Origin of the sequence: Thiomonas intermedia (assembly GCF_002028405.1) — a bacterium.
GTDB lineage: Bacteria > Pseudomonadota > Gammaproteobacteria > Burkholderiales > Burkholderiaceae_C > Thiomonas > Thiomonas intermedia.
Window position 1 is genome coordinate 593,862 of record NZ_CP020046.1, and the last position, 24,451, is coordinate 618,312.

Annotated in this window: 24 protein-coding genes; 9 read left to right on the forward strand and 15 right to left on the reverse strand. The window is 65.8% G+C overall.

The genetic code is table 11. The features are described from left to right. Positions 1 to 13 precede the first annotated feature (13 nt). From BVH73_RS02705 to minE, 7 genes are all read left to right on the forward strand, one after another. Complete coding sequence (locus BVH73_RS02705) at positions 14 to 1,594, forward strand: aminotransferase class I/II-fold pyridoxal phosphate-dependent enzyme (protein ID WP_079415860.1); 1,581 nt, start codon at positions 14 to 16, stop codon at positions 1,592 to 1,594. Next, positions 1,591 to 3,438 carry a polysaccharide biosynthesis protein gene (locus tag BVH73_RS02710; RefSeq protein WP_079415862.1) on the forward strand — a complete coding sequence of 616 codons (1,848 nt, stop codon included), beginning with the start codon at positions 1,591 to 1,593 and terminating at the stop codon, positions 3,436 to 3,438. The genes BVH73_RS02705 and BVH73_RS02710 overlap by 4 nt, the downstream gene beginning before the upstream one ends. A gap of 280 nt (positions 3,439 to 3,718) precedes the next feature. Continuing rightward, entirely contained in the window at positions 3,719 to 5,236 is a 1,518-nt protein-coding gene (locus BVH73_RS02715) for a SulP family inorganic anion transporter (RefSeq protein ID WP_079415864.1), read from the forward strand. 49 nt (positions 5,237 to 5,285) lie between these two features. Then, positions 5,286 to 5,966 (forward strand): ABC transporter ATP-binding protein, encoded by a 681-nt coding sequence (locus BVH73_RS02720; protein WP_079420263.1) that lies wholly within the window; start codon positions 5,286 to 5,288, stop codon positions 5,964 to 5,966. Positions 5,967 to 6,062: 96 nt separating this feature from the next. Next, positions 6,063 to 6,845, forward strand: coding sequence for a septum site-determining protein MinC (gene minC, locus BVH73_RS02725; protein ID WP_079420265.1), 783 nt, complete (start codon positions 6,063 to 6,065; stop codon positions 6,843 to 6,845). A gap of 19 nt (positions 6,846 to 6,864) precedes the next feature. Further along, on the forward strand, positions 6,865 to 7,677 hold the full coding sequence (gene minD, locus BVH73_RS02730) for a septum site-determining protein MinD (RefSeq protein ID WP_079415866.1): 813 nt from the start codon (positions 6,865 to 6,867) through the stop codon (positions 7,675 to 7,677). 14 nt (positions 7,678 to 7,691) lie between these two features. After that, positions 7,692 to 7,949, forward strand: coding sequence for a cell division topological specificity factor MinE (gene minE, locus BVH73_RS02735; protein ID WP_079420267.1), 258 nt, complete (start codon positions 7,692 to 7,694; stop codon positions 7,947 to 7,949). A 65-nt stretch (positions 7,950 to 8,014) separates the two neighbouring features. Here minE and BVH73_RS02740 read toward each other — a convergent pair whose 3' ends face one another. Then, complete coding sequence (locus BVH73_RS02740) at positions 8,015 to 9,025, reverse strand: heme-binding protein (protein ID WP_218919045.1); 1,011 nt, start codon at positions 9,023 to 9,025, stop codon at positions 8,015 to 8,017. Between the two features lie 273 nt (positions 9,026 to 9,298). Next, positions 9,299 to 10,231 carry a DMT family transporter gene (locus BVH73_RS02745; RefSeq protein ID WP_079415868.1) on the reverse strand — a complete coding sequence of 311 codons (933 nt, stop codon included), beginning with the start codon at positions 10,229 to 10,231 and terminating at the stop codon, positions 9,299 to 9,301. Between the two features lie 199 nt (positions 10,232 to 10,430). Here BVH73_RS02745 and BVH73_RS02750 point away from each other — a divergent pair, with 199 nt between their 5' ends. After that, complete coding sequence (locus BVH73_RS02750; RefSeq protein WP_079415870.1) at positions 10,431 to 10,904, forward strand: Lrp/AsnC family transcriptional regulator; 474 nt, start codon at positions 10,431 to 10,433, stop codon at positions 10,902 to 10,904. 43 nt (positions 10,905 to 10,947) lie between these two features. On the opposite strand, the gene BVH73_RS02755 is transcribed toward BVH73_RS02750, so the two are convergent. The 3 genes from BVH73_RS02755 to BVH73_RS02765 all read right to left on the reverse strand — a co-directional run bounded on the left by BVH73_RS02755 (position 10,948) and on the right by BVH73_RS02765 (position 12,804). Beyond that, positions 10,948 to 11,955, reverse strand: a complete 1,008-nt coding sequence (locus tag BVH73_RS02755) for an NAD-dependent epimerase/dehydratase family protein (protein ID WP_079415872.1) — start codon at positions 11,953 to 11,955, stop codon at positions 10,948 to 10,950. Between the two features lie 100 nt (positions 11,956 to 12,055). Beyond that, positions 12,056 to 12,481, reverse strand: coding sequence for a CopD family protein (locus tag BVH73_RS02760; RefSeq protein ID WP_079415875.1), 426 nt, complete (start codon positions 12,479 to 12,481; stop codon positions 12,056 to 12,058). Continuing rightward, positions 12,478 to 12,804 carry a DUF3817 domain-containing protein gene (locus BVH73_RS02765; RefSeq protein WP_079415877.1) on the reverse strand — a complete coding sequence of 109 codons (327 nt, stop codon included), beginning with the start codon at positions 12,802 to 12,804 and terminating at the stop codon, positions 12,478 to 12,480. The genes BVH73_RS02760 and BVH73_RS02765 overlap by 4 nt, the downstream gene beginning before the upstream one ends. A 117-nt stretch (positions 12,805 to 12,921) precedes the next feature. Here BVH73_RS02765 and BVH73_RS02770 point away from each other — a divergent pair, with 117 nt between their 5' ends. Beyond that, on the forward strand, positions 12,922 to 13,899 hold the full coding sequence (locus BVH73_RS02770; RefSeq protein WP_079415879.1) for a GlxA family transcriptional regulator: 978 nt from the start codon (positions 12,922 to 12,924) through the stop codon (positions 13,897 to 13,899). A gap of 153 nt (positions 13,900 to 14,052) precedes the next feature. Here BVH73_RS02770 and BVH73_RS02775 read toward each other — a convergent pair whose 3' ends face one another. The 10 genes from BVH73_RS02775 to BVH73_RS02820 form a co-directional block, all read right to left on the reverse strand. Further along, positions 14,053 to 16,506 carry an adenosylcobalamin-dependent ribonucleoside-diphosphate reductase gene (locus BVH73_RS02775; RefSeq protein WP_079415881.1) on the reverse strand — a complete coding sequence of 818 codons (2,454 nt, stop codon included), beginning with the start codon at positions 16,504 to 16,506 and terminating at the stop codon, positions 14,053 to 14,055. Positions 16,507 to 16,613: 107 nt separating this feature from the next. Beyond that, positions 16,614 to 18,143 carry a DNA recombination protein RmuC gene (locus tag BVH73_RS02780; RefSeq protein ID WP_079415883.1) on the reverse strand — a complete coding sequence of 510 codons (1,530 nt, stop codon included), beginning with the start codon at positions 18,141 to 18,143 and terminating at the stop codon, positions 16,614 to 16,616. A gap of 6 nt (positions 18,144 to 18,149) precedes the next feature. Continuing rightward, on the reverse strand, positions 18,150 to 19,145 hold the full coding sequence (locus tag BVH73_RS02785; RefSeq protein WP_079415885.1) for a 2-hydroxyacid dehydrogenase: 996 nt from the start codon (positions 19,143 to 19,145) through the stop codon (positions 18,150 to 18,152). Then, positions 19,142 to 20,593: a sodium:proton antiporter gene (locus BVH73_RS02790; RefSeq protein ID WP_079415887.1), complete on the reverse strand. Its 1,452-nt coding sequence runs from the start codon at positions 20,591 to 20,593 to the stop codon at positions 19,142 to 19,144. Before BVH73_RS02790 ends, BVH73_RS02785 begins: the two co-directional genes overlap by 4 nt. Next, a complete protein-coding gene (locus BVH73_RS02795; protein WP_079415889.1) occupies positions 20,583 to 21,251 on the reverse strand; it encodes a LutC/YkgG family protein in 669 nt (222 codons plus the stop codon). The genes BVH73_RS02790 and BVH73_RS02795 overlap by 11 nt, the downstream gene beginning before the upstream one ends. 84 nt (positions 21,252 to 21,335) lie before the next feature. Next, the gene (locus BVH73_RS02800; RefSeq protein WP_079415891.1) at positions 21,336 to 21,641 is read right to left on the reverse strand and encodes a HigA family addiction module antitoxin; all 306 of its coding nucleotides are present in this window, start codon (positions 21,639 to 21,641) and stop codon (positions 21,336 to 21,338) included. Positions 21,642 to 21,656: 15 nt separating this feature from the next. After that, on the reverse strand, positions 21,657 to 21,935 hold the full coding sequence (locus BVH73_RS02805; RefSeq protein WP_079415893.1) for a type II toxin-antitoxin system RelE/ParE family toxin: 279 nt from the start codon (positions 21,933 to 21,935) through the stop codon (positions 21,657 to 21,659). 63 nt (positions 21,936 to 21,998) lie between these two features. Further along, positions 21,999 to 23,216 (reverse strand): nicotinate phosphoribosyltransferase, encoded by a 1,218-nt coding sequence (gene pncB / locus BVH73_RS02810; RefSeq protein ID WP_079415895.1) that lies wholly within the window; start codon positions 23,214 to 23,216, stop codon positions 21,999 to 22,001. Beyond that, on the reverse strand, positions 23,213 to 23,482 hold the full coding sequence (locus BVH73_RS02815) for a DnaJ family domain-containing protein (protein WP_079415897.1): 270 nt from the start codon (positions 23,480 to 23,482) through the stop codon (positions 23,213 to 23,215). The genes pncB and BVH73_RS02815 overlap by 4 nt, the downstream gene beginning before the upstream one ends. A 79-nt stretch (positions 23,483 to 23,561) precedes the next feature. Next, a complete protein-coding gene (locus BVH73_RS02820; protein ID WP_079415899.1) occupies positions 23,562 to 24,293 on the reverse strand; it encodes a nitroreductase in 732 nt (243 codons plus the stop codon). Between the last annotated feature and the right edge of the window lie 158 nt (positions 24,294 to 24,451).

A 24,451-nucleotide genomic window follows, 5' to 3' on the forward strand; every position in this document is an offset into this window, starting at 1 on the left:
ATTGCCCGCTGCCATGCCTCATCTCCCACTCTCCCAACTTTGCCTGCCCCCCACCGCCACCTTGCACGACGCGCTGGCGCGGCTCGACGCCACGGCGCAGGGCATTCTGCTGGTCACCGACGACCAGGGCCGCCTGCTGCGCACCGTGACCGACGGCGACCTGCGCCGCGCCGCGCTGGCGGGCACGCCGTCCACAGCCCCGCTATCCGCCTTGCCCACGGCCCACGCGCCGCATACGGTGAGCCTGCAGGCCAGCCAGCGCGACGTGCTGGCGCTGATGGACGCACAGCGCATCGACCATGTGCCGGTGGTGGACGCGGGCGGGCGCGCGGTCGATCTCGTCACGCGGCGCGAGCTGAGCCAGCGCGTCTATCTGTCGTCGCCGCATCTGGGCGACGACGAGGTGGCGCTGGTGCAAGAGGCCTTCACCAGCAACTGGATCGCCCCGCTCGGCCCCCATGTGGACGCCTTCGAGCGCGAGCTGGCGGCGCGCGTGGGCGTGCAGCACGCCGCGGCCACGAGTTCGGGCACGGCGGCGCTGCATCTGGGCCTGCGCCTGCTGGGCGTGGGGCCGGGCGACGTGGTGCTGTGCTCCAGCCTGACCTTCGTGGCCAGCGCCAATCCGATCAAGCAGCTCGGCGCCACGCCGGTGTTCATCGACTCTGAGCCGCAGAGCTGGAATCTGTCGCCGCAGGCTTTGGCCGCCGCGCTGGAGGCGCTGCGTGCAGAAGGCATCCAACCGAAGGCCGCCGTGGTGGTCAACCTCTACGGCCAGAGCGCCGAGATGGACGCCATTGCCCCGCTGCTCGAACGCTTTGGGGTGCCCATGCTCGAAGACGCGGCCGAATCGCTGGGCGCCACCTATCGCGGGCGCCCCAGCGGCAGCTTCGGCCACCTGGCGGTGTTTTCGTTCAACGGCAACAAGATCATCACCACCTCGGGCGGCGGCATGCTGGTGGGCAACGACCCGGCGCTGATCGAACACGCCCGCAAGCTCTCCACCCAGGCACGCGAACCGGCGCGGCATTACGAGCACATCGAAGACGGCTACAACTATCGGCTGAGCAATGTGCTGGCGGGCATCGGCCGCGGCCAGTTGCGGGTGCTCGACCAGCGGGTGCAAAGCCGGCGCGAGGTGTTCGCGCAGTACCGCGACGCCCTTGGCGCCGTGCCCGGTCTGCGCTGGATGGCCGAGCCCGAGGGCCATCGTTCCACCCGCTGGCTGTCGGCCTTCGTGCTTGAAGGCGAAGATGCGCAAGCGCGCCGCGATGCCCTGCTCGACTTTCTCGAGCGCCACAACGTCGAAGCCCGGCCGGTGTGGAAGCCCATGCATCTGCAGCCCTTGTACGCGGGCTGCCGCTACTTCGCCCATGCCGCCCAAGGAAACGCCGGGCCGCCCCAAGTTTCCTTGACCCCCTCGGGGGGCGGGTCGGCTGGCCGACCCTCGGGACCCATTCCCCACGATGTGAGCCGCGCGCTGTTCGAAGGCGGCGTCTGCCTGCCCTCGGGCTCGAACATGAGCGCCGCGCAGCGCGCACGGGTGTGCGAACTGGTGACGCGCGGCCTGGGCTTGAGCTGGCGGAGCGTCGCATGAGTTTTGCAACCCGGGCACCCTGGCGCCCCGCATCGGCCGACGCCCTGCTCGTCGCCTTCACCTGGCTGCTGGCCTTCGTCTTCCGCTTCAGCCTGCTGCGCAACGACGCGCCGGCCAACCTGGCGCAGATTCTGTGGATCAGCACGCCGCTGGCCGCCGCGGTGTGGGTGGCGGCGCTGGCCGGGCTGGGGGCGTATCGCACGCCGTGGCGGCACACCAGCGTGCCCGAGTTCAAGCGTCTGGCCTCGGCCATGATCGTGGCGGCGCTGGCGCTGGCGGCCGTGCTGCTGTTGCTGCGCCTGCCCAATTTCCCGCGCTCCATCGTGCTGTTGCACCCGCTGTTCGCGGGCGTCGCCCTGCTCGGCCTGCGGCTGGCCGCGCGCATCTGGGCCGAAGGCCGCCTCACCCGCTCCACCGCGCAAGGCAAGCCGCTGCTGGTGTTGGGCACGCTCGACGACGCCGCGCGGGCACTGCAGAGCCTGCGCTCCAGCAAGGGCTGGCAGGTGGCCGCGCTCATCAGCCCCAACCGCGACGAAGTGGGCCGCAGCGTGCAGGGCGTGCGGGTGGCCGGCAGTGTGGACGATCTGGCCCGGGTGGCGCAGTCGCAGGGCGCCAGCCACGCACTGATCGCCAGCGAGCCCGGCAGCCCGGCGCGCCGCGAGCTGCTGCTGCAGGCCAGCGACGCTCGCCTTGCCCTGCTCACCCTGCCGCGCGCCGACGACTGGCTGCAAGGCGGCGGCAGCGGGGGCGGCGGCCAGGCGCCGCGCCAGGTCGAGCTGGCCGACCTGCTGGGGCGCGCCGCCGTGCAGCTCGACGTGCGCGGCCTCTCCAGCCTGCTCGCCGGGCAGGTGGCGCTGGTCACGGGCGCGGGGGGCAGCATTGGCTCGGAGCTGTGCCGCCAGATCGCGCGCTTCGGCGTGCGGCAACTGGTGTGCATCGACGCGTCGGAAATCGCCATCTATGCGCTGGAGCAGGAGTTCAAGGCGCGCTTTCCCGAACTGGCCGTGCGCTACTACACCGCCAACGTGCGCGAGCCCGAGCGGCTGCACGACCTGTTCAAGCGGCATTGCCCCGCCGTGGTACTGCACGCCGCGGCCTACAAACATGTGCCCCTGATGGAAGACGACAACGCCATCGAGGCGCTGCGCACCAATGTGCTGGGCACGCTGGGCGCGGCACGCGCGGCCACCGCCTGCGGGGCGCAGCGCTTCGTGCTCATCTCCACCGACAAGGCGGTGAACCCGACCAATGTGATGGGCGCGAGCAAGCGGCTGGCCGAGCTGGCGCTGCAGGCGCACGCCGCGCAGCATCCCGACACGCATTGCTGCGCGGTGCGCTTCGGCAATGTGCTGGGCTCCAGCGGCAGCGTGGTGCCGCGCTTCGCGGCGCAGATCGCCGCGGGCGGGCCGGTCACCGTGACCCACCCGGAGATCGTGCGCTATTTCATGACCATTCCCGAAGCCGCGCAGCTCGTGCTGCAGGCGGGGCTGATGGGAGAAAGCGGCAACATCTTCGTGCTCGACATGGGCGAGCCGGTGAAGATCGTCGATCTGGCGCGGCTGATGATCCGGCTTTCCAGCAAGACCGAAGAGGAGATTCCCATCCACTTCACCGGCCTGCGCCCCGGCGAAAAGCTGTACGAGGAATTGCTCGCCGACGACGAAACCACCCTGCCCACGCCCCACCCCAAACTTCGCGTCGCCCGCCAGGCCGAGATGGAGGCGCTCGACCTGATCAAGCTGCAGGCCTGGATTGCCGCCAGCGGCGCCGAATCGCCCGCGCAGATCAAGGCCGCGCTGCACGCACTGGTGCCCGAGTACGCCCCGCAGCTCGGGGGGCATTGATGCGGCACGGTGCAGTTTGAGGCTGCGCGCCCCACCGCAGCACGCCCTTGCCCATGAGCCCTTCATCCCTCTGCATGCCACCTCCATAGGCCCGGTTCACGCCTTCCGGCCGTACTTGGTAGACTGCGGCGCTTCGTCGGCAAGCCGCCGGCCTGCTCCTTGAGCCAGGGTCGGTCACGCTGCCCCTCGGCGAGTCACCCCCTCCGATTCGCCCCTTTCGTTTCCCTGCCGTCCTCCACGGTTTCACGATGCTGTGCCCTCGTTGGGTGTGGCCGCTGCCATGTCTGAAAACACCGCGTTGATCAAAACCAATGTCCTGAGCGGACTGACTGTCGCGCTGGCGCTGGTTCCCGAGGCCGTCGCCTTCGCCCTGGTGGCGCAGGTTTCGCCCCTGACCGGGCTTTACGCCGCGTTCATCGTCTCGCTCATCACCTCGGTGTTCGGCGGGCGCCCGGGAATGATCTCGGCGGCGGCCGGCTCGCTCGCAGTGGTGATGGTGGCGCTGGTCGCACGCCACGGCGTGGAGTACCTGTTCGCCACGGTGGTGCTGATGGGGGTGTTCCAGATGCTGTTTGCCGCGGCGCGGCTGGGCAAACTCATCCGCATGGTGCCGCACCCGGTGATGCTCGGCTTCGTCAACGGGCTGGCCATCGTGATCTTTCTCGCCCAGCTCGGACAGCTCAAAAGCCCCGGACCGGACGGTGCCCTGCACTGGATGACGGGTGTGCCACTGTTCACCATGATCGGGCTGATCGCCCTGACCATGGCCATCATCTATCTGCTGCCACGGCTGACCAAGGCCATACCCTCGCCGCTGGCGGCCATTCTCATCGTGGCGGGGCTGGTCGAATTCTTCGGGCTGCAGACCAAGACCGTGGGCGACATGGGCTCGATCGGCGGCGGCCTGCCGAGCTTTCACATTCCGAGCGTGCCGATCAATTTCGACACGCTGCAGGTCATCGTGCCCTACGCGCTCATTCTGGCCATCATCGGGCTGACCGAATCGCTGCTCACCCTCAACCTGATCGACGAAATGACCGACACCCGAGGACGGCCCAACCGCGAGTGCATGGCACAAGGCGCGGCCAATGTGGTGACGGGATTCTTCGGCGGCATGGGCGGCTGCGCGCTCATCGGCCAGAGCATGATCAATGTGAACAACGGCGCGCTCAAGCGGCTGTCGGGCATCGTGGCTTCGCTGGCGCTGCTGTCGTTCATTCTGTTCGCGTCGGCATGGATCGAGCGCATTCCGCTGGCGGCGCTGATCGGCGTGATGTTCGTGGTGGCCGAAAAGACTTTCGAATGGGGCAGCCTGAGGGTGCTGCGCAAAGTGCCCCGCGCCGATGCGCTGATCATCGTCGGCGTCACGGTGGTGACCGTGCTCACCGATCTGGCCGTCGCCGTGGTCCTGGGCGTGGTGATCGCCGCGCTGGTCTTCGCCTGGGAACAGGCCAAGCGCATGCACGCGACCGCCTCGACCAACGCGCAGGGCTGGAAGGTGTACGACCTCGAAGGCACGCTGTTCTTCGCCAGCGCGGCGTCGTTTCAGGCGTTGTTCCAGCCCAAGACCGATCCGCACGATGTGATCATCGATTTCGCCCACGCCACGGTGAAGGATCATTCGGCCATCGTCGCCATCGACAGTCTGGCCGAACGCTACCGGCAGGAGGGCAAGCGTCTGCACCTGCGCCACCTCAGCCCCGACTGCCGCGAACTGCTCGACAAGGCCGGCGACAGCGTGGAGGTCAATCTGCTCGAAGACCCGCGCTATCACGTCGCGGACAACAAGCTGGCGTGACGCCGAGCCGGGTTGAACTAGCATGAGCCGCTTTGATCCCTCCTCCGCCATGCCCCAACCCATCCTGCTGGCCGAACAGGTCCGCAAGCGCTACACCGAAGGGCCGCAGCCCGTCGACGTGCTCAAGGACGTGAATCTGCGCCTCGACGGCGGCCAGACCCTGGCCATCATCGGGGCCTCGGGCTCGGGCAAGAGCACGCTCATGCACCTGCTGGGCGGCCTCGACCGGGCCGACGGCGGCCGCGTGCAGGTCTGCGGAAGCGACTGGGCGCAGATGAGCCCCAAGGCGCAGGGCGAGTGGCGCAATGCGCATGTCGGCTTCGTCTACCAGTTCCATCACCTGCTGATGGAATTCAGCGCGCTCGACAACGTCGCCATGCCGCTGCGCATCCGCCGCGCACCGGCCGAACAGGCGCACGCCGTTGCCACGCAGATGTTGCAGCGCATGGGCCTGGGCGCGCGGCTGCAGCATCGCCCGGGCGAGCTTTCGGGCGGCGAGCGCCAGCGCGTGGCCATTGCCCGCGCGCTGGTCACGCAGCCGCAGCTCGTGCTCGCCGACGAGCCCACGGGCAATCTCGACAGCGAAGCCTCGGGGGTGGCGCTGGACATGCTGCTCGACGTGGCGCGCGCGCAGGGCGACGCCGTCATCATCGTCACGCACGACGCCTCGGTGGCTGCGCGCTGCCAGCGCCAGCTTCGGCTGGTCAACGGCGTGCTGCAGGACGCCTGAGAGCAAGCCCGGGCGCGCATCGACGGCTGACCGCACCGATCCATTACGATGATCGGGTTGTTTTTTCTCTCGCCCCTGCAGTCGCCTCGTTCGTCCATGTCCCGTTCCAAAACCACCTTGTTTGAACTCCGCAGCGGCGCCATCGACGCTGTGCACCTGGTGGTGAAAACGCCCGACTTCGCCGCGCTGACCGAGGCGCTGCAGCAGCGCTTCGATGCCGCGCCCGAGTTTTTCGCGGGCGAGGCCGTCGCCATCGACCTGCGCCGTCTGGCCGACGATGCCGCCCTGCCGCTGGACGAGCTCGCCGCCCTGCTTCGACGCTTCAAGATGCGGCCCTTCGGCGTGGTGGCGCTGGCCGCGCAGCAGGCCTGGGCCGCCACCAGCGATCTGCCCCTGCTCGACAGCCGCGACACCCGCAAACCCGCCGAGAGCGCCGAACCCGCCGCCGATGCGACGGACGCGGCCTCCAGCCCCGACACCGCGGACAAGCCAGAGACTTCCGCCCCGGCTGCCACGGCGGCGAAGGACCACACGCCCACGCTGCTGCCCACAGTGCTCATCGACCGGCCGCTGCGCTCGGGCCAGCGGGTGTATTCCCCCGGCGATCTCATCGTGCAAGGCGTGGTCAGCCATGGCGCCGAGGTCATGGCCGAGGGAAATGTGCACATCTACGGGGCCCTTCGCGGCCGGGCCTTGGCCGGCGCGCGCGGCAACACCACGGCCCGGATCTACTGCACCAGCTTCGAGCCGGAACTGATCGCCATCGCCGGCATCTACCGCACCGCCGAACAGGACTTGCCTGCCGGGGTGCGCGGCCAGCCAACCACCGTGCGACTGCAGGGCGAACAATTGCTGATCGAACCCCTGCCTCTCAAATAATTCTCTAAGGACAGAACTCATGGCGAAAATCATCGTGGTGACTTCCGGCAAAGGTGGCGTGGGCAAGACCACCACCAGTGCCAGCTTCGCCTCCGGCCTGGCCCTGCGCGGCCACAAGACCGCCGTCATCGACTTCGATGTCGGCCTGCGCAACCTCGACCTCATCATGGGCTGCGAGCGCCGCGTGGTGTACGACCTCATCAACGTCATCCAGGGCGAAGCCAAGCTCACCCAGGCGCTGATCAAGGACAAGCAGTGCGACAACCTGTTCATCCTGCCGGCCTCGCAGACCCGCGACAAGGACGCCCTCACCAAGGAAGGCGTGGAAAACGTGCTCAAGGAGCTCGACCAGATGGGCTTCACCTACATCGTCTGCGACTCGCCGGCCGGCATCGAGAGCGGGGCGCTGATGGCCATGCACTTCGCCGACGAAGCCCTGATCGTCACCAACCCCGAAGTCTCGTCGGTGCGCGACTCCGACCGCATTCTGGGCATGCTGTCGAGCAAGACCCGCCGCGCCATCGAAGGCGGCGAGCCGATCCGCGAGCATCTGCTCATCACCCGCTACAACCCCAAGCGCGTCAGCGACGGCGAGATGCTGTCGCTCACCGACATCCAGGACATTCTGCGCATCCAGCTCATCGGCGTGATTCCCGAGAGCGAATCGGTGCTGCAGGCCTCCAACCAGGGCACGCCGGCCATCCACCTCACCGGCAGCGACGTGGCCGAGGCCTATCAGGACGTGGTGGCCCGCTTCCTCGGCGAAGACAAGCCGATGCGCTTCACCGACTATCAGAAGCCGGGCCTGTTCAAGCGCCTGTTCGGCGGTTGAAGGAGGCGCGCACCATGTCATTCCTCTCTTTTCTGCTGGGCGAAAAAAAGAAGACCGCCACGGTCGCCAAGGAGCGGCTGCAGATCATCCTCGCCCATGAACGCGGCGGCGCCGGCGCCCCGGCCGACTGGCTGCCCGCGCTGCAGCGCGAGCTGGTGGATGTGATCTCGAAATACGTCAAGATCGACAGCAACGACATCCAGGTCAAGCTCGAACGCCAGGACACGCTCGAAGTGCTGGAAGTGAAGATCGAGATTCCGCCGCGGGCGTAGCGCGCCGCGAAATCCAGCCACTCGTGCCACGTTCTGCACTTGCAAGCGCAGAGAGTGGCACCTCATCATTGCCAGACTTTGTCGAGCGTATTGATGCTGATGTGCGGCCAGCGGATCAAGCCCGGCGTACCGTCGGTGCGCGGCAGAAAATCCAGGGCAACCTCCTGCAGGTACTGCAGCACATAGGGTGACTTGCCTTCTTTCTTGTCCTTGCTGCACTGATCGAGTTCATGAATCCAGAAGGTGGCGACCATGCGCTGGGCATCGGCCTGCTGAACGATGAACGGAATGTTGACGATGCCGCCTGTCTGCGTGGCGGTGTCCACCGACAGCACTGTGGTGCGTTTGACTTCAAGCCCATCGAGCGCAAGTTTGAGCAAGCCGTTGGGAGCCACCGGATCGAAGCCCGGGAAACCCGGTACCGCCGCGGCCGTGCCCTTGAAGGGCGCATCATGAAACCTCTTGTACGGCCCAAGGTAGCGATTGTTGGGATCGTCGATGTCGGTATTGCCAATGCCGATCGGCAGCCCGCTGATGTCGGGAATGAGGGTGGCGGTGTCGGGCTTCTCCAACAGGTCAGAGGTTCCCAGCGCAAGCACCGAATTACCGTGCGGAATGGTGGCCAGACGCCCGACGTCGATCTCATTTTCCACATGGTTGGTCATGTATAGCCAGAGACCCGGCTCGTGATGAATGGCCAGGCCGGGATCGCCGGCCTTACCGCTCACGGGTGAGTCCACCGATGCAACCTGCCGGATTTCCTGTTCATAGTCGAGTGTGACGACGAACTGGTCCTTCTCGGCGCGCGGCGCGCCATCGGTAATGCCCCGGTTGGGCACCGCCTTGTCCACCAGGGTGAAGTTCAGTTCCTCGTCATACTGATTGAGCAGCAGACGAAACGGCGCAGCTCCCGTGGCCGCGAAGGGCAAGGCAATCATGTTCCAGCCGCGCCCTTTGCTGACCCACTTTCCCGGCAGGAGGTTCAGTGGTCCGAGTTCCGGGTCGTTGGCTACTGCGGTATAGAGTCGCCGACCGCCCACTCGTAGGTCGGTCATCGTTTTGACGTCCATCTTCATGGCTATTCTCCCTAGATCGAGGAAACGCCGGCCCATAACGCATTGATGCAGACGCCAGCCCGGGCGCACCGGCAACGACCAAAACAGTTCTCGCCTGCAAGCGGCAAGACTAGTTCGCCTCGAACTGTCCGCAACCACGCATTCCGGGTGGCATTCATTTACATTAGTTTCATAAATTCACACAGTCGCGGCGCGATCACAAGAAATTGGCACCAGAGAACGAGGGAATTCCGGGCAAAACCGAACCCTCACAACGTAGCGGACTTGCGATGCTCAGGATGCCGACCGTCGGTTGAGCCGCACCACGCCGAAGACGATCAGGGCCATGCCCGCCAGCGCGACGGGCTGAGGCCACTCACCGAGGATCAGCCAGGCCAGCCCCGTCGCCAGAACCGGGGTGAGCGCGCCGCCCACCGCGGTACGCTGCGCCCCCAGACGGGTGATGGCCACCCCATAGCTGAAGGTCGAGATCAGCCCGACGCCGACGCCCTGAATCAGGCCGTGCATCCACAGCGCATGCGCTGGCAGCGCACGCAACGCCTGCAGGCCTCGCAGTTCGGGCGAGAACGGCCACCACGCGAGCAGACCCAGCAGGGAGCCGGTGGACAACAGGGCCGCCGCCTCCAGCGGCGTCAGCCCGCTGTGGCGTAGCGCCACGGTGTAGTTGGCCCACAGCAGGCTGCAAAGCAGAAAGATCAGCTCGCCGCGCCACAACCCCGGCGCGCCATGCCAGAACGAGAAAGCCAGCATCATCAGCACGCCCACGCCGATGACGCCAAGCGCCTTCCACTGCGGCAGGGCTGTCGGCTGGCCGCGAAGGTGCAGCAGCAGCGCCACTGCCAGAGGAATGGTGCCCGGAACCAGGGTGCTGCCGTCGCTCACCGGCGCGAAACGCAACCCTTCCCCAACGATCAGAAAATAGGGCAGCCCCGCGCCCACGATCATGGCCATCAGGCTGGGCACGCCGACCGCCCAGACGCGGCGGCGCCGCCGCCACAACAAGGGAGCGAACAGCAGCCCCGACGGACCGAAGCGCAAGAGCGCAAGCTCCGCCACGGGCAGATGCGCCTGCGCCCCCGCGCGCAGGGAAACGAAAAAACCGGCCCAGATGCAGACGGTGACCGCCAGGGCGACAAAGCCCAGGGACGTGGAGGCCTGGGCGGAATCCAGCGAAGGCCGGTGCGGGGCGGGAGTGTAGGCGGACATGGGGTGGATGAAGCCATTGTCAATGACCTCATTGTCTGGCCCCGAATGCGGCGAAAGAAGGCGATTTTCATCGACGCGGAAAGTATTTCGGGTTGCTTTCGCTCGTTTGATAGCAAAATCCGAAAAATCAAACCTCAAAGCAACGTCCCCCAGGGTCTCGCGAAGACCCGAGCGGCTTGGACGACGCGCCCCGGACATCATGCTCGATTCCACCGACCTCGCCCTGCTGCGCCTCTTGCAGGCCGACGGGAACCTCACCATCGCCGAACTGGCCGAGCGCGTGGCGCTGTCGCCCTCGCCTTGCGCACGCCGCGTCAAACACCTCGAACAGGAAGGCTTCATTCGCGGCTATCGCGCCGAACTCGACCGCAAGCGCCTGGGGCTGGGCACCACCGTGTTCGTCAGCGTGCGGCTGCAACACCACCGCGAAGACGCCGTCCGCGCCTTCGAGCGCGAGATCGAGGCCCTGCCCGTCATCGTGGCGTGCCACGTCGTCTCGGGCGCCTTCGACTACCTGCTCGAAGTCGTCGTGCCCGATCTGTCGGGCTACGAACGCTTCGTGCGCAGCCTCCAGGCCCTGGCCGCCGTTCAGGACATCAACAGCAGCTTCGCCATCCGCACCGTGAAAAGCAACGGCGCGCTTCCGCTGGAATCTGGCCTGGCGACGGGTTGAACCGTGAAAGACGGCATCAGTCGGTGCGTTTGAGGGCGGCAATCTATGGAGCCAAACCTGACCCGACTGCTTGGCATGAGTGATCGCCTGTCGTGTAGATTCGTAGACCATCGGTGCGCGAGGTCTTGCCGACATAGCCCAACTCGCGGCGTGCAGCGGCATCGTTGACGCTGAACTCCCGCCCGATCATGCGGATCATCGATCGCGATACCGGCGGGTCACCGTCTCTGCGCGTAGTCGCCCACACCGCATCCATCACGCCGCCCACAGTCACTGCAAGCCAATAGGGCATTGACCGCAATTTGTCGACGGAGAGCCCTTGCACGCTTGCAAGCGATGCGATGAACTCGCGAAACGTCAACCGCTCCTGGTCTGCGATAAAGAAGGCGTGACCCCCATCGCCGCGCTCAAGCGCGCATTTGATAGCTTCCACCACATTGTCGACGTGGCAGGTTGAAAAGGGATAGTCGCCGCGATCAACGAGAGCGAACCGACCGGACCTGATCGCATCGGGGATCTGGCGGCTGAAAGTATCGCCAGGCCCCCAGATCGCCGGCGGGCGTAGCGCGATCGTGCGAAAGCCGGGCTTGTTGGCCGCCAGTACCAGCGATTCAGCCTGTGCCTTGCTGGCCAGATATGCAGAGAAGTGGTTCGGAAATGTGGGTGCGCTTTCGTCCGCATTTCGGATCGGCGTGCCGACGACGTCTTGAATGACACCTGCCGCACTGATGTGGACAAAGGTTTTCGCACCGGCATTCCCGACGGCTTTCAGTAGCGCGAGAGTCCCATCGACATTGGTACGGAAGATGGGCTTTCTAGGGCCCGAAAAACGGAACAAGGCGGCTGCATGGACGACTGCGTCGATCTCCGGCAAGGTCAGCGGTGCATCCGCTTCCAGATCCGCGGAAATCGGCGTCGCGCCCATGGCACTCAGCCTGACACGAGAGGACACCGAGCGCGACAGCGCAAAGATCTGGTGACCATCATCCGCAAGCTTCGGGATCAGGCGGCCGCCAAGCAGACCCGTCCCGCCGGACACAAGAATTCTCATCTTGGCCTGCCATTTTCTTCAGACGCGAATGCGGCTTGCAGGGCGCCATCTCGGATCGCCACGATGTCGGCCGCAAGGGCGGTGCCTCGCGCTGCTTGCATTACGGCTTAACCATGACCAGCACTGCAATGGCCACCAAGCACACAGCGACTGCAGCAGGGCTGTAGCGCAACCAAGACGATTTTGGTGGAACCTCATTCTCCATACGCTTGCGTAGAGTCGCCGTCAGGATGCCGTGCATTGCAGACAGGGCCACAACAAGTCCGATCTTGCCCGTCAGCCATCCCTGACTCAGCCATCCCCCCCATACCGCGAGGCCCAGGCCGGTTGCCCAAACGATCGCCAAGGCCGGCACAGTCACCCTGCGGTCCCACTGAAGCACGGCAAACCCGATGCGCTTCTCGCATGGCAGTAGAACCCCACCTTCCAAACTCCCTCCGGACACCACAACAGCCAGGAGCATGAGGCCGCCAGTGAAGACGAGAGCTGCACCGATATGCAGGCTTTGAATCCAGAGGTATGTCATCGGAGTGCCCGCCAACTGTAGATGCCACCGAAGGGCACGAACGCTGCAACGATCAGCTTTGCACCTGTCCGCCCCGAAATGTCTCCGGCCGCCATAGCCTGCACAACCCGCCATCCAAACACCAGAAATACAAACCCATGGATGGGCCCCATGACCGACACAGCAATCGGGTATCCCGCCAAATGTTTCATGGGGACCGCGACAAGGAGCAACGCCAGAAGCGTCGTCGCCTCCGCGAGGCATAGCCCACGAAGTATTGCAAGGCGCGGCTCGGTGATGCGCGATGGGCCACTGACTTTGTGCTCAGCATCTTGAAGATTCATACAGCCATTCTTCCCAAAGCTCGTACAGTGGGAAAGTGGCTTGAATGCCAATATTCGACTGTTTTCGGCCAGGCCGCAACGAACAGCATCACCAACAGATCGACCCGATGACTCCACATGAAATCAAGCCGAGCCCCTTCCTTCAGGCCCCACCGAATCGCGTGTCTTGCTCTACCTGGCGTGTTGTCATTCGACCTTGCGACAGCCTGCGAATCCTTTCGCTATGCGACGACCGCGACTGGCAAGGCCTGCTACCAAGTGACCGTGTGTGCTGAGCAGACCGAACTGGATACTGGCATGTTCAGCATTCACATCAAGCATGACTTGACACAGCTGGAGACCGCTGACACGGTCATCGTCCCGGGCGTCTTGCTACCTCAAAAGCCATTGACACCGGCGGTCATGGAGGTGCTGCGTGAGGCTGCTCAAAAGGGGAAGCGGATTGCTTCGATTTGCACAGGTGCATTCGCGCTGGCCGAAGCGGGCCTGCTGAATGGTTTGCGTGCAACCACCCACTGGCGGGCCGCGCCTGAGTTGGCTCATAAGTATCCCGCCGTCAACGTGGATCCTGCGGTGCTCTTCGTCGACAACGGCCAGATTCTCACCTCAGCAGGGGCTGCCGCAGGGCTCGACCTCTGCCTGCACATGATCCGATCTGACTTCGGCGCAGCCGTCGCCGCGCAGGTAGCGAGGCTGTCCGTAATGCCGCTCCAGCGCGAAGGAGGGCAGGCTCAGTTCATCCCTCCATCACCACGAACTTTCGACAGGGATCTACAACCCCTGATCGCCTGGGCAGTGGCCAACTTGAATCAGCCGCTAACCATCACATCCTTGGCAGATCGTGCCCGCAGTAGTCCCCGAACGCTGCACAGGAGGTTCACGGAGCATTTCGGAGAGTCGCCGTCCCAGTGGCTGACGCGGATTCGTGTGCAGCGTGCACAGGAGCTACTGGAAAGCACCCAACTATCGGTGGAGCAGATCGTGGGTGAAGTGGGACTTGGGTCAGCAGCCAACTTTAGGCTGCATTTTCAACGCCTCGTAGGAGTAAGTCCTAGGCAGCACCGAAAGAGCTTTGGCCGTGGTGACGACCGATAAGCAGTCCCCACCGCCGCTCTGCGCAACGCTCCCAATGAGCCCCTCAGACGGCCAGACGAAATTCGACTGCACGCACGAGCCTCTTATCAACATCGCAGTTCATCCGCCTCAGTCTCGCAGCCCTGCTCGCAGCGATCTCCGTCCCTTCATGCCTCACCCGCAGCTCCCGATGTAGCCGCAGTTCTCGCAGCGGTCGCAGCCATCGACGCGGCGCAGGAAGGGGCCGCCGCATTCGGGGCAGATGCGCCCGCCGGGCAGCAGGTCGGGCGAGGCGTCGTTTGATTCGAGGTCGATACGCAGGGCTTCGGGAACGTGGGCGCGCTGCGCCAGCGAGAGCAGCGATTGCTCGCGGCCCGAGGCATCGAGATAGCCGCGCCGGCGCAGCAGTTCCTGCAGGGCGTAGGCGATGGCCGCCACCTCGGACTGGTGGAAACGCGGCGCGCGGCTGCCGTCTGACTTGATGACTTCGCCGCAACGCACCGGGCCTTTGTCCCACACGACTTCGCGCATGTTCAGCAGGCTCTTGGCGATCGAGCCGCCCGAGCGCGCCACCAGCGACAGCAGCCGCATATTGGAGGCGATCCATTGCTGGCCCTCGTCGCGCTGGCCCGCGGGCATGAAGAACTCGATGGGCCGCTCGATGCGCACGGCCTCGCCGTTCACACGGCCTTCCACCTCGGCGAAGGAGACGGAGAGGTAGACGGTCTTCTGCCCTTCGGGGGTCATGTAGCTGATCTTGCTGGTGACAGCCTGCAGATCGCCCGAGGGACGGCCCTCGATGCGGCGGGTCAGCGGGTCGATGTCGCTCGCGCCGTGCGAGGCTACCGAGGCCGGTGTGGACGCGGCAACCTCGGTGGGCGCGGTTTGCAGCACGGCGCCCAGGACGGTGTTGGGACGGTAGGTGGCCAGACCCTTGAGCCCGGCCTTCCAGGCCTGGAGGTACAGATCCTTGAAGTCGTCGTAGGGGTAGTCGGCCGGCACGTTGACGGTCTTGCTGATGCTGGTGTCGATGAAGGGCTGCACAACCTGCAGCATCTTCATGTGATCGGCGGCCGACATCTCCAGCGCGGTGACGAAGGCGGGCGGCAACTGGGTCATGTCGTGGCCCATGCTGCGGTACAGGCGCCAGGCGTGGTCGGCGACTTCGTACTCGCGGGTGGTGTTGTCGGCCATGCGCTTCTTGCGGGTGTAGACCCACGAGAAGGCGGGCTCGATGCCGTTGCTGGCGTTGTCGGCAAAGGCCAGGCTGATGGTGCCCGTGGGCGCCACGGCGAGCAGGTGCGAATTACGGATGCCATGCTCGGCCATCTCGGCGCGAAGGGTTTGGGGCAGCCGCTTGGCGAAGCCGCTGTCGAGAAATTTCTTCGCGTCGAACAGCGGGAATGCGCCCTTCTCGCGGGCGAGATCGACCGAGGCGGCGTAGGCGGCGTCGCGCAGGGCGCCTGCCATGTCGGCGGCAAAGTGGCGGGCGTCTTCGCTGTCGTAGCGCAGGCCCAGCATCACGCAGGTATCGCCCAGGCCGAGAAAGCCCAGGCCGACGCGCCGCTTGTTCTGCGCCTCTTCAAGCTGCTCGGGAAGCGGCCAGTAGGTGACGTCGAGCACGTTGTCGAGCATGCGCACGGCGATGCGCGTAATGGCCTGAAAGCGCTCGACATCGAAGCGCGCCTGTGGCGTGAACGGGTCGCGCACGAAACGGGTGAGATTGATCGAACCCAGGCAGCAGCAGCCGTAGTCGGGCAGAAACTCTTCGGCGCAGGGATTGGTCGCCTCGAAGGTCTCGCAGTAATAGAGGTTGTTGTCGCGGTTGGCCGTGTCGAGGAACAGGATGCCCGGCTCGGCGTGGTCGTAGGTGGACTGCATGATCTGATCCCACAGATCGCGGGCACGCACGCTGCGGTACACCCACTCGCCGTCGGAGCGCTGGTATGCACGCTCGGCGCCCTCGGCCAGTTGGTCTTCGCCCGGCCTGGCCTTGTGCACCAGATCGATGGGCGCATCGCTTTCGACCGCCTGCATGAAGGCCGAGCTCACGCCGACCGAGAGGTTGAAGTTCTTGAACGCGCCCTGGTCCTTGGCGTGGATGAAGGCCTCGATGTCGGGATGGTCGATGCGCAGCACGCCCATCTGCGCGCCTCGGCGGCTGCCGGCCGATTCCACCGTTTCGCACGAGGCGTCGAACACGCGCATGAACGACAGCGGCCCGCTGGCGCGGCTGTGGGTGCCGCCGACATGCGCGCCCACCGGGCGGATGCGCGAAAAGTCGTAGCCCACGCCGCCGCCGCGCCGCATGGTTTCGGCGGCCTGCGCCAGGGCCTTGTAGATGCTGGGCTTGCCGTCCTTGTCGTCGGACACCGAATCGCCCACGGGCTGGACGAAGCAGTTGATCAGCGTGGCCTGAATGTCGGTGCCCGCCGCCGACATGATGCGCCCGGCGGGCACGAAGCCCTCGGCCAGCGCTTCGCGGAACAGGGCCTCGCAACGGGCCGGATCGGCCTCCTTCGCGGCGAGCGCGCGGGCTACGCGGGCATGGATGTCTTCGATGCTGGTTTCACTGCCCTTGGCGTATTTTTCCGCCAGAACGTCGATGCTGATGTCTTGTGCTTGCATGGTGTTTCAACAAGAGAAAAAACCGCGCGTTGGGGCGCGGTGAGGAACGAGCCGAGAGAGCCTGGCGCTGGCCAAGAACCAGCACAGGGTGCGCGGCGATGAAGGATTTATAGCGGGTCTTCGGCCTCGCCGGGGTCGACCTCGGTCAAACCCAGCAGGGTTTGGGTCTGATCGACCGGCAAGGCCTCGACGGTCTTGAGCTGACGGGCCATGGCGCGGGTACGCACCTCGGCGCTGCCGATGGTGTTGCTGGCTTCGTCGAGCTTTTTGCGGGTCTTGGCGAGCACGTCGCCGAATTTGGTGAACTCGGTTTTCACGGCGCCGAGCACCTTCCAGACTTCGGTGGAACGCTGCTCCAGCGCCAGGGTGCGGAAACCCATGTGCAGGCTGTTGAGCAGGGCCAGCAGGGTGGTCGGCCCGGCGAGCATCACGCGGTGCTCGCGCTGCAGCGCTTCGACCAGCCCCGGCCGGCGCAGCGCCTCGGCGTAAAGCCCTTCGGTGGGCAGGAACAGAATGCCGAAGTCACTGGTGTGCGGCGCGGCAATGTACTTGGACTGAATGGTGCGCGCTTCGTCGCGCAGACGCATCTCCAGCGCCTTGGAGGCGGTTTCCGCATCGGCCTTGTCGGCGCGCTCCTGCGCGTCGAGCAGGCGCTCATAGTCTTCGCGGGGGAACTTGGCGTCGATCGGCAGCCAGACCGGGCCATCGCCCTTGCCGGGCAGGCGGATGGCGTATTCCACCCGGGCGTTGCTGCCGGGCACGGTTTCCACGTTCACGCCGTACTGCTCGGGTGTGAACACCTGCTCGATGAGGCCGGCGAGCTGGATTTCGCCGAAGATGCCGCGCGATTTCACATTGGTGAACACCCGCTGCAGATCGCCCACGCCCTGCGCCAGGGTCTGCATCTCGCCCAGGCCGCGGTGTACCAGCTCCAGCCGTTCGGCCACCTGCTTGAAGCTCTCGCCCAGGCGCTGCTCCAGCGTGGCGTGCAGCTTCTCGTCCACGGTGGCGCGCATCTGTTCGAGTTTTTTCTCGTTGTCGGCCTGCAGCTCGCGCAGGCGCAGCTCGACCGTGCCGCGCATCTCGGCCAGATTCTTGTCGGTCGACTGACGCAGTTCGGTAAGCCGCGACTCAAGGGACTCGCGCATGGCGGTCTGGCCCTGCTCACCGCTCTGGCGCGCCTCGATCAGGCGCTGGTCGGTGGTGCGGCGCAGGGCTTCGAGCCGCTCGACGAGCTGGGCCTGCAGCGTCTGCAGGCTCTGGGTGTTGGTCTGGGTGAGGTGGCCGACCTGCTGCACCAGGGTGTCGCCCACCGCCTTCTGCAGGCTCTGGAGCTGCAGCGCAACGGCGTCGAGCTGGGCGTTCTGCGTGCGAGTGCTCTCGCCCTGCTGGTTGAGCAGCATCTGCTGGAACTGCGCCAGCTGCCCTGCCTGCTCGGTGCGCAGGCCTTGGCCACTGGCCTGCACCGCGCCGCGCAGTTCGCGCTCCAGGCGTTCGAGTTGCGGCGCCACTTCGGCGCCGATCTCGCGGCGAAGCTCGGCCAGGCCGCGCAGCCGCGCCAGCAGCGCCCAGCCCAAACCGAGCATCACGAGCAGCAGCAGCGCCATGAGTAACAGCAACAGTCCATCCATCGACATAAGCGTTCAGCCCGAAACGGGGGTGATGGGCGGCCTGCCCTGCAAGACCGCGAGAAGATTGTCCACCGCAAGCTGGGCCATGGCCCGCCGGGTGGGAAGACTGCTGCTGGCGATATGCGGCGTGAGTACGACGCGCGGTGCCCGCAGCAGCACGGGGTTGACCGCGGGCTCGCCCTCGAAGACGTCGAGCCCGGCGGCGCCGAGATGGCCGCTGTGCAGCGCCTGCGCCAGGGCGGCTTCGTCGATCACGCCGCCTCGCGCCACGTTGACCAGGGTGGCGCCGGGCTGCATCTGCGCCAGCTCGGCCGCGCCGATCAGGTGATAGGCCGCCGGACTATAGGGCAAGGCCAGCAGCACATGGCGGCTCTCGCGCAGCAGATCGGGGAGATCGCGATAGCTGGCGTGCAAAGCCTCCTCGATGGACGGGGCCAGCCGTCTGCGGTTGTGATAAAGCACCCGCATGTTGAAGCCCAGCGCGGCGCGGCGCGCGATGGCCTGGCCGATGCGCCCCATGCCCACGATGCCCAGGGTGGCGCCGAAGACATCGGCACCGGCGAACAGATCGACGCTCCACTTGGCCCAGTGTCCCGCGCGCAGGTAGCGCTCGGCGTCGCCCACCTGGCGGGCCGCGGCCAGCAGCAGGGTGAAGCCGAAGTCGGCGGTGGTCTCGGTGAGCACGTCGGGCGCGTGGGTGACGGTCACGCCACGCTCGGCGCAGGCGGCCAGGTCGATGTGATCGACGCCGACGGTCATGGTGCTCACGACCCGGAGCTGCGGGCAGGCATCGAGCAAGGCGGCATCGATGCGTTCGCTGCCGGTGATGAAGGCGCCGTGCTTGTCGGCCAGACGCCTGCGCAGCGTCTCGGGGGTCGAGATGGCGTCGTCGGGCGTGGTGTCCACCTCGGCCACGTCGCGCAGCGGCTCGATGATGTCGGGAAACACCGCCCGCGCCACCAGCACGCGCAGCGGGCCGTCGTGCCCGCCCTGTGAGGAAGGGCTCATCGGAAGAACACCCAGGTCAGGATGAGAAAACAGGGCATGAGGATGGCGAACGACCAGCCCATGTAGCCGAAGAACGAAGGCATGCGCACGCCACGATGCTCGGCGATGGCCTTGACCATGAAATTGGGCGCATTGCCGATGTAGGTGACCGCGCCCATGAACACCGCCCCCGCCGAAATGGCCATCAGCGTGGTGACGTGGGCCATGAGCTGCGCTGCATCGCCCCCCGCCAGATTGAAGAACACCAGATAGGTCGGCGCGTTATCAAGGAAGGACGACAGTGCCCCGGTGAGCCAGAAATACGCAACTGCGATGGGCTGGCCCTGAGCGTCCGACGTCAGCTTCACCAGCCCGGCCAGCGCCCCGCCGCTGCCCGCCCGCAGTATGGCGATGACCGGGATGATGGTGAGGAAGATGCCCAGAAACAGCTTGCCCACCTCGATCATCGGCCCCCAGGTGAACGCATTCTCATGGCGCGCCTGTCGCGGCGTGGTCGCCAGCGACAGCAGGGCCACGAGGACGAGCACCGCGTCCCGCGTGAGATTCTGCAGATCCAGGCTCTGGCCCAGAATCTGCACGGTGACCCCGGGCTTCCAGATGCCGCTGTGCAGCACCGCGGCGACGATGACGATCAGCCACAGCACGTTCCAGGCACCGAGAATGCCCAGCGGGCTGTCCGGGGTGGGATCGACCCGCTTGCGCTCTGTCTCCTTGCTCCAGAACCACCGATCCAGGGCGTAAAACATGCCGAGCAGCAACACGCAGAGCAAGACCGTGGGCGCCAGCAGGTGCCTGAGCGTCCAGAAGAAGTCCACGCCTTTGAGGAAGCCCAGGAACAGGGGCGGATCGCCCAGCGGGGTGAGCGCGCCGCCGGCATTGGCCACCAGGAAGATGAAAAACACCAGCACATGGGCGTTGTGCCTTCGGGCGTCGTTGGCGCGGAGGACCGGGCGCACCATGAGCATGGCCGCCCCGGTGGTGCCCATGATGCTGGCGAGCACCGTGCCGATGGCCAGCAGCACCGTGTTCTGCCCCGGACTGCCGTGCAGATTGCCACGCACCGCAATGCCGCCACTGACGGTGTAGAGCGCGGTGAGCAAGATGACGAAAGGCAGGTACTCGTGCAGCAGCGTGTGCAGCGCGGCGTTCCAGGTGGCCTGCACGCCGAAACTGGCGGCGAAGGGCACGAGAAACAACGCAGCCCAGCCCGCGGCGATCTTGCCCTGATGGTGATGCCATGCCCGCCCCGCGACCAGCGGCATGAGCGCGATGGACAACAGCATGGCCGCAAAAGGCAGCCCCCACCACAGCGAGAGCGAGAGCGTGGCCGGGTCGGGGCCGCCGTCGGTGGCGGCGAACGCGCTCAAGGGCAGCAAACCGAGCAACGCCACGGCACCGCTGCGCACGGCATGATCAACGATGCGGTACCGCACTGCGTCAATCCGCATCGACGATCACCACATGCACGCGATACGGCCCGTGTGCGCCCAGCACGATGGTCTGCTCGATGTCGCCGGTGCGCGAAGGCCCGGACACGGTGGACAGCGCGCGCGGCAATTCGCCCAGCTCGGCCCGGAGCAGCGCGTAGGCGTCTTCCAGTGCAGGAACGATGCGGCTGGCCGGCACGATGGCGATATGCGTCTCGGGTAACAGATGCGTGGACGACGGCGTGGCGGGCGAACTCGCCAGCACCAGCGAGCCCGTTTCAGCAACCGCGCAAAAGCAGCCGGTGAGACCGAGCTTGTCTTCGTCACGCGGGGGGCGGTATTCCAGCGTTAGCCCGGCTTCGGCCCAAGGGTGCGCGGCCAGCGTGTCCCAGGCCACGCCGTTCAACGGCAAGGCCTGTTCATGCAGATAGGCCGCGACGGCCGCAGGCACATCCTGGGCGCTTGCCACCCTGGCAACGCGGGTCTGCAGCGCCTGCGCCTGCGCGGTGAAACGGGCGATTCGGTCGGCCCGGTCACCGAGGGCAGGTTGCGGCCCGCGCACATGGCGGCCGATGTCGACCTCGACATCAGCCACCTCCATGGCGTGCTGCGCGGCGGGTCGCCCCTGACGGGCACGAATCTGCGCCAGGATCGCGGCGCGGGCGGTGTCGGTGTTCATCAATTCGAGTCATTCAATGAGTTGACCTCAGACCTCTGCGGTCCAAAGCGCTGCAAACCTTCAGGTCTGCCTTGGTGCGCGCCGTCAGGCGGCCGACGGTTGGAACACACGCACCCTGGAAACGAGTTTGTCCTTGAGTTCTTTCGTGGTGATGCGCATGTCGTATTCCGATTGCAGATTCAGCCAGAAGAGCGGCTCCATCGAGAAGTAAAGCCCAAGACGCAACGCGGTGTCTGCAGTGATCGGCCGTTTGCCATGCACGATATCACTGATCCGGCTGGGTGAAACGTCGATGTCCGCTGCCAGCCGCTGAATGGTCAAACCCATGGGACGCATGAACTCTTCCAACAGGATTTCACCTGGATGGATTTCTTCCAGAAAAGTCGTCATTTCGATTCTCCGCGTTCAGTGATAGTCCACGATTTCGACCTGATGCGCACCGTTTTGCCGCCAGACAAAGCAAAGCCGCCATTGATCGTTGATGCGGATACTGTGCTGTCCCTTGCGATTTCCTTTGAGGGCCTCAAGCGAATTTCCAGGCGGGACGCGCAGACTGCCCAGTTCGGTGGCAGCGTGCAACTGCAGCAGTTTGCGGCGCGCGACGCGCTCGATGTTCCGAAACCTGGCGACTGGCTGGCTCTGGAACAAAGCCTGGGTATCAGCACATGTGAAGCTGTGGATCATGAACAATGATCGTCCGTGAAACGGAATCTGTCAAACAGACATGCGCCTATTGGACATCTGGGTTCAACCATCTTCGGCATCGTGCTCGACCAGCTGACTTGCCGGGATCTGGAAGACTTCGCGCAGATAGGCCAGATACGCCGGGTCGTCGCACATATTCTTGCCCGGCGCGTCGCTGACCTTGGCCACGGGCTGACCGTTGCAGCGGGTCATCTTGAGCACCATCTGCGGCGCCTCGAAGCCGAGGTCGTGCATCAGGTTGGTGCCGATGCCGAAGGCCAGGCCCACGCGCGCATGAAACTGCCGGTAAAGCGCGATGACCTTGGGAATGGTGAGCATGTCGCTGAAGACCAGGGTCTTGGTGCGTGGGTCGACGCGGTGCTTCGCGTAGTGCGCGATCATCTGCTCGCCCCACGAGAACGGATCGCCCGAGTCGTGCCGGGCGCCGTCGAACAGCTTGCAGAAATACAGGTCGAAGTCGCGCAGAAAGGCCTGCAGACCATAGACATCGGCCAGGGCGATGCCCAGATCGCCGCGGTATTCCTTGGCCCACATCTCGAAGGCGAAGACCTGGGTGTCGCGCAAGCGCGGGCCCAGCGCCTGGCAGGCTTGCAGATACTCGTGCGCCATGGTGCCCAGGGGTAGGAGTCCCATGTCCTTGGCCAGCAGGACGTTGCTCGTTCCCGCGAGCTGCGGCCCGAGGCCGCTGCGCAGGCGCCCGAGCACCTGCGCCTGCCAGCGCCGCGAGTAGCGGCGACGGGTGCCGTAATCGGCGATGCGGCAGTCCTGCAGTTCGGGCGTGCGGAGCATGGCGATCTTGTCGTCGATGCGCTGCAGGCCCGCCTGCAGATCGGCGTCGGCATGGGCATGGCGGGCATGGATCTCGCCGACGATGGCCAGCACCGGCACTTCGAACAAGATGGTGTGAAGCCAGGGGCCTTGGATGGCGATGTCGATCTCGCCGCGCGCCCTCGCCGCCGGGTCTGCCGCGGGCGTGGCGCGGATGCGCTGGCGGTTCAGCCGGAACAGCGCGAGGAAATCGACGAAATCGCTCTTGATGAAGCGCAGGCTGCGCAGGTAGTCGAGTTCCTCGGGCTTGAACTGCAGGGTGCAGAGGGCGTCGAGTTCGGCGTTGATCTCGCCCAGGCACGACACCAGATCGACCCCGGGGGTGCGGCATTTGAAGCGGTACTCGGCCTGGGCGCCGGGAAAGTGATGCAGGACCACCTGCATCATGGTGAATTTGTAGAGGTCGGTGTCGAGCAGAGATTCGATGATCATGGTTTCGATGGGTTGCGCCCGTGACGTTCGAGCGCCTTGGCCCAGAGCAGACGCAGCGCGGCCCGTTCGCGGCGATCCTGCCCGGTCTCGGTCTGCGCCCGGCGGGCGCGGTCGAGCAGTTCCAGGCCCAGCCGTGCCTGGGCTTCGAGCGCGGCGTCGCGCGCCGTGAGGTCGAGCGGGCGACCGGCGCCGGGCAGGTGATCGAGCTTGCCCTCCTGCACCGCCTGCGCGATGCGGGTTTCGCCGATCCAGGCCAGTACGTTCATCCGACGACCCTTCTGTCGCTGCGCGACATCCTCCCCGCGGGAGGGAGGAGCGCGCCTTCGGAACGGCCGTGCGAAGCGCTCATCGGTCGAGGAAGCGGGCGAAGTCGGACACCGGCGCGCGTTCGGTCACCAGGGTGTTCTCGACGGCCTCCGGGTCGGCCCAGCCCAGGGCCATGCCGCAGACGACCTGCTGCGTGGCGACGTCGAGCTGGAGTTCGTCTTCGATTAGGCGGTGAAACGCGGTGAACGCCGCCTGGGGGCAGGTGTCGAGCCCCCGTCCGCGAGCGGCCACCATGATGGCCTGCAGGAACATGCCGTAGTCGAGCCAGCTGCCCTGCTCCATCACCCGGTCGATGGTGAAGATCAAGCCGACCGGCGCCTCGAAGAACCGGTAATTGCGCCCGTGCTGGGCGTGCATGGCGGCCTTGTCGCCTTTGGCAATGCCCAGCAGACCATACAGATCCCAGCCGACCTTGCGGCGCCGGTCGATGTAGGGCGAGCGCCATTCGCGGGGGTAGTAGGCGTATTCCTCGGTGTGTTGTGCGGCCTGCACCGGGTCGTCGTAGGCCGTCATGATGCGGGCCGACAGCCGCGCCTTGGCCGCACCCGTGAGAACGTGCACCTGCCAGGGCTGGGTGTTGGTGCCGGAGGGCGCGCGCGATGCCACTTGCAGGATGGACTCGACCGTCTCGCGCGGCACCGGGGTCGGCAAAAAGTGGCGGATGGAGCGTCGCGAGGTGATGGCAGCATCCACGATGCGCTGCATCTCGCTGAGAGGCTGCTCGATGGAGGGGGAGACGGATATCGGCATGGGGTCGGGTTCGGAAGCCGGATTCTTGGTCTTGGGCGACGCTGAACAAGTTCTCGTGATGGCGCGGGCCTGGCCGCGGGAGGATTTGCAACGCCGCAGACCGCCCGCGACCAGGGCGCGCGACGCGCGAACGACTTGTTCCGCGTTGCCTTAGTCTA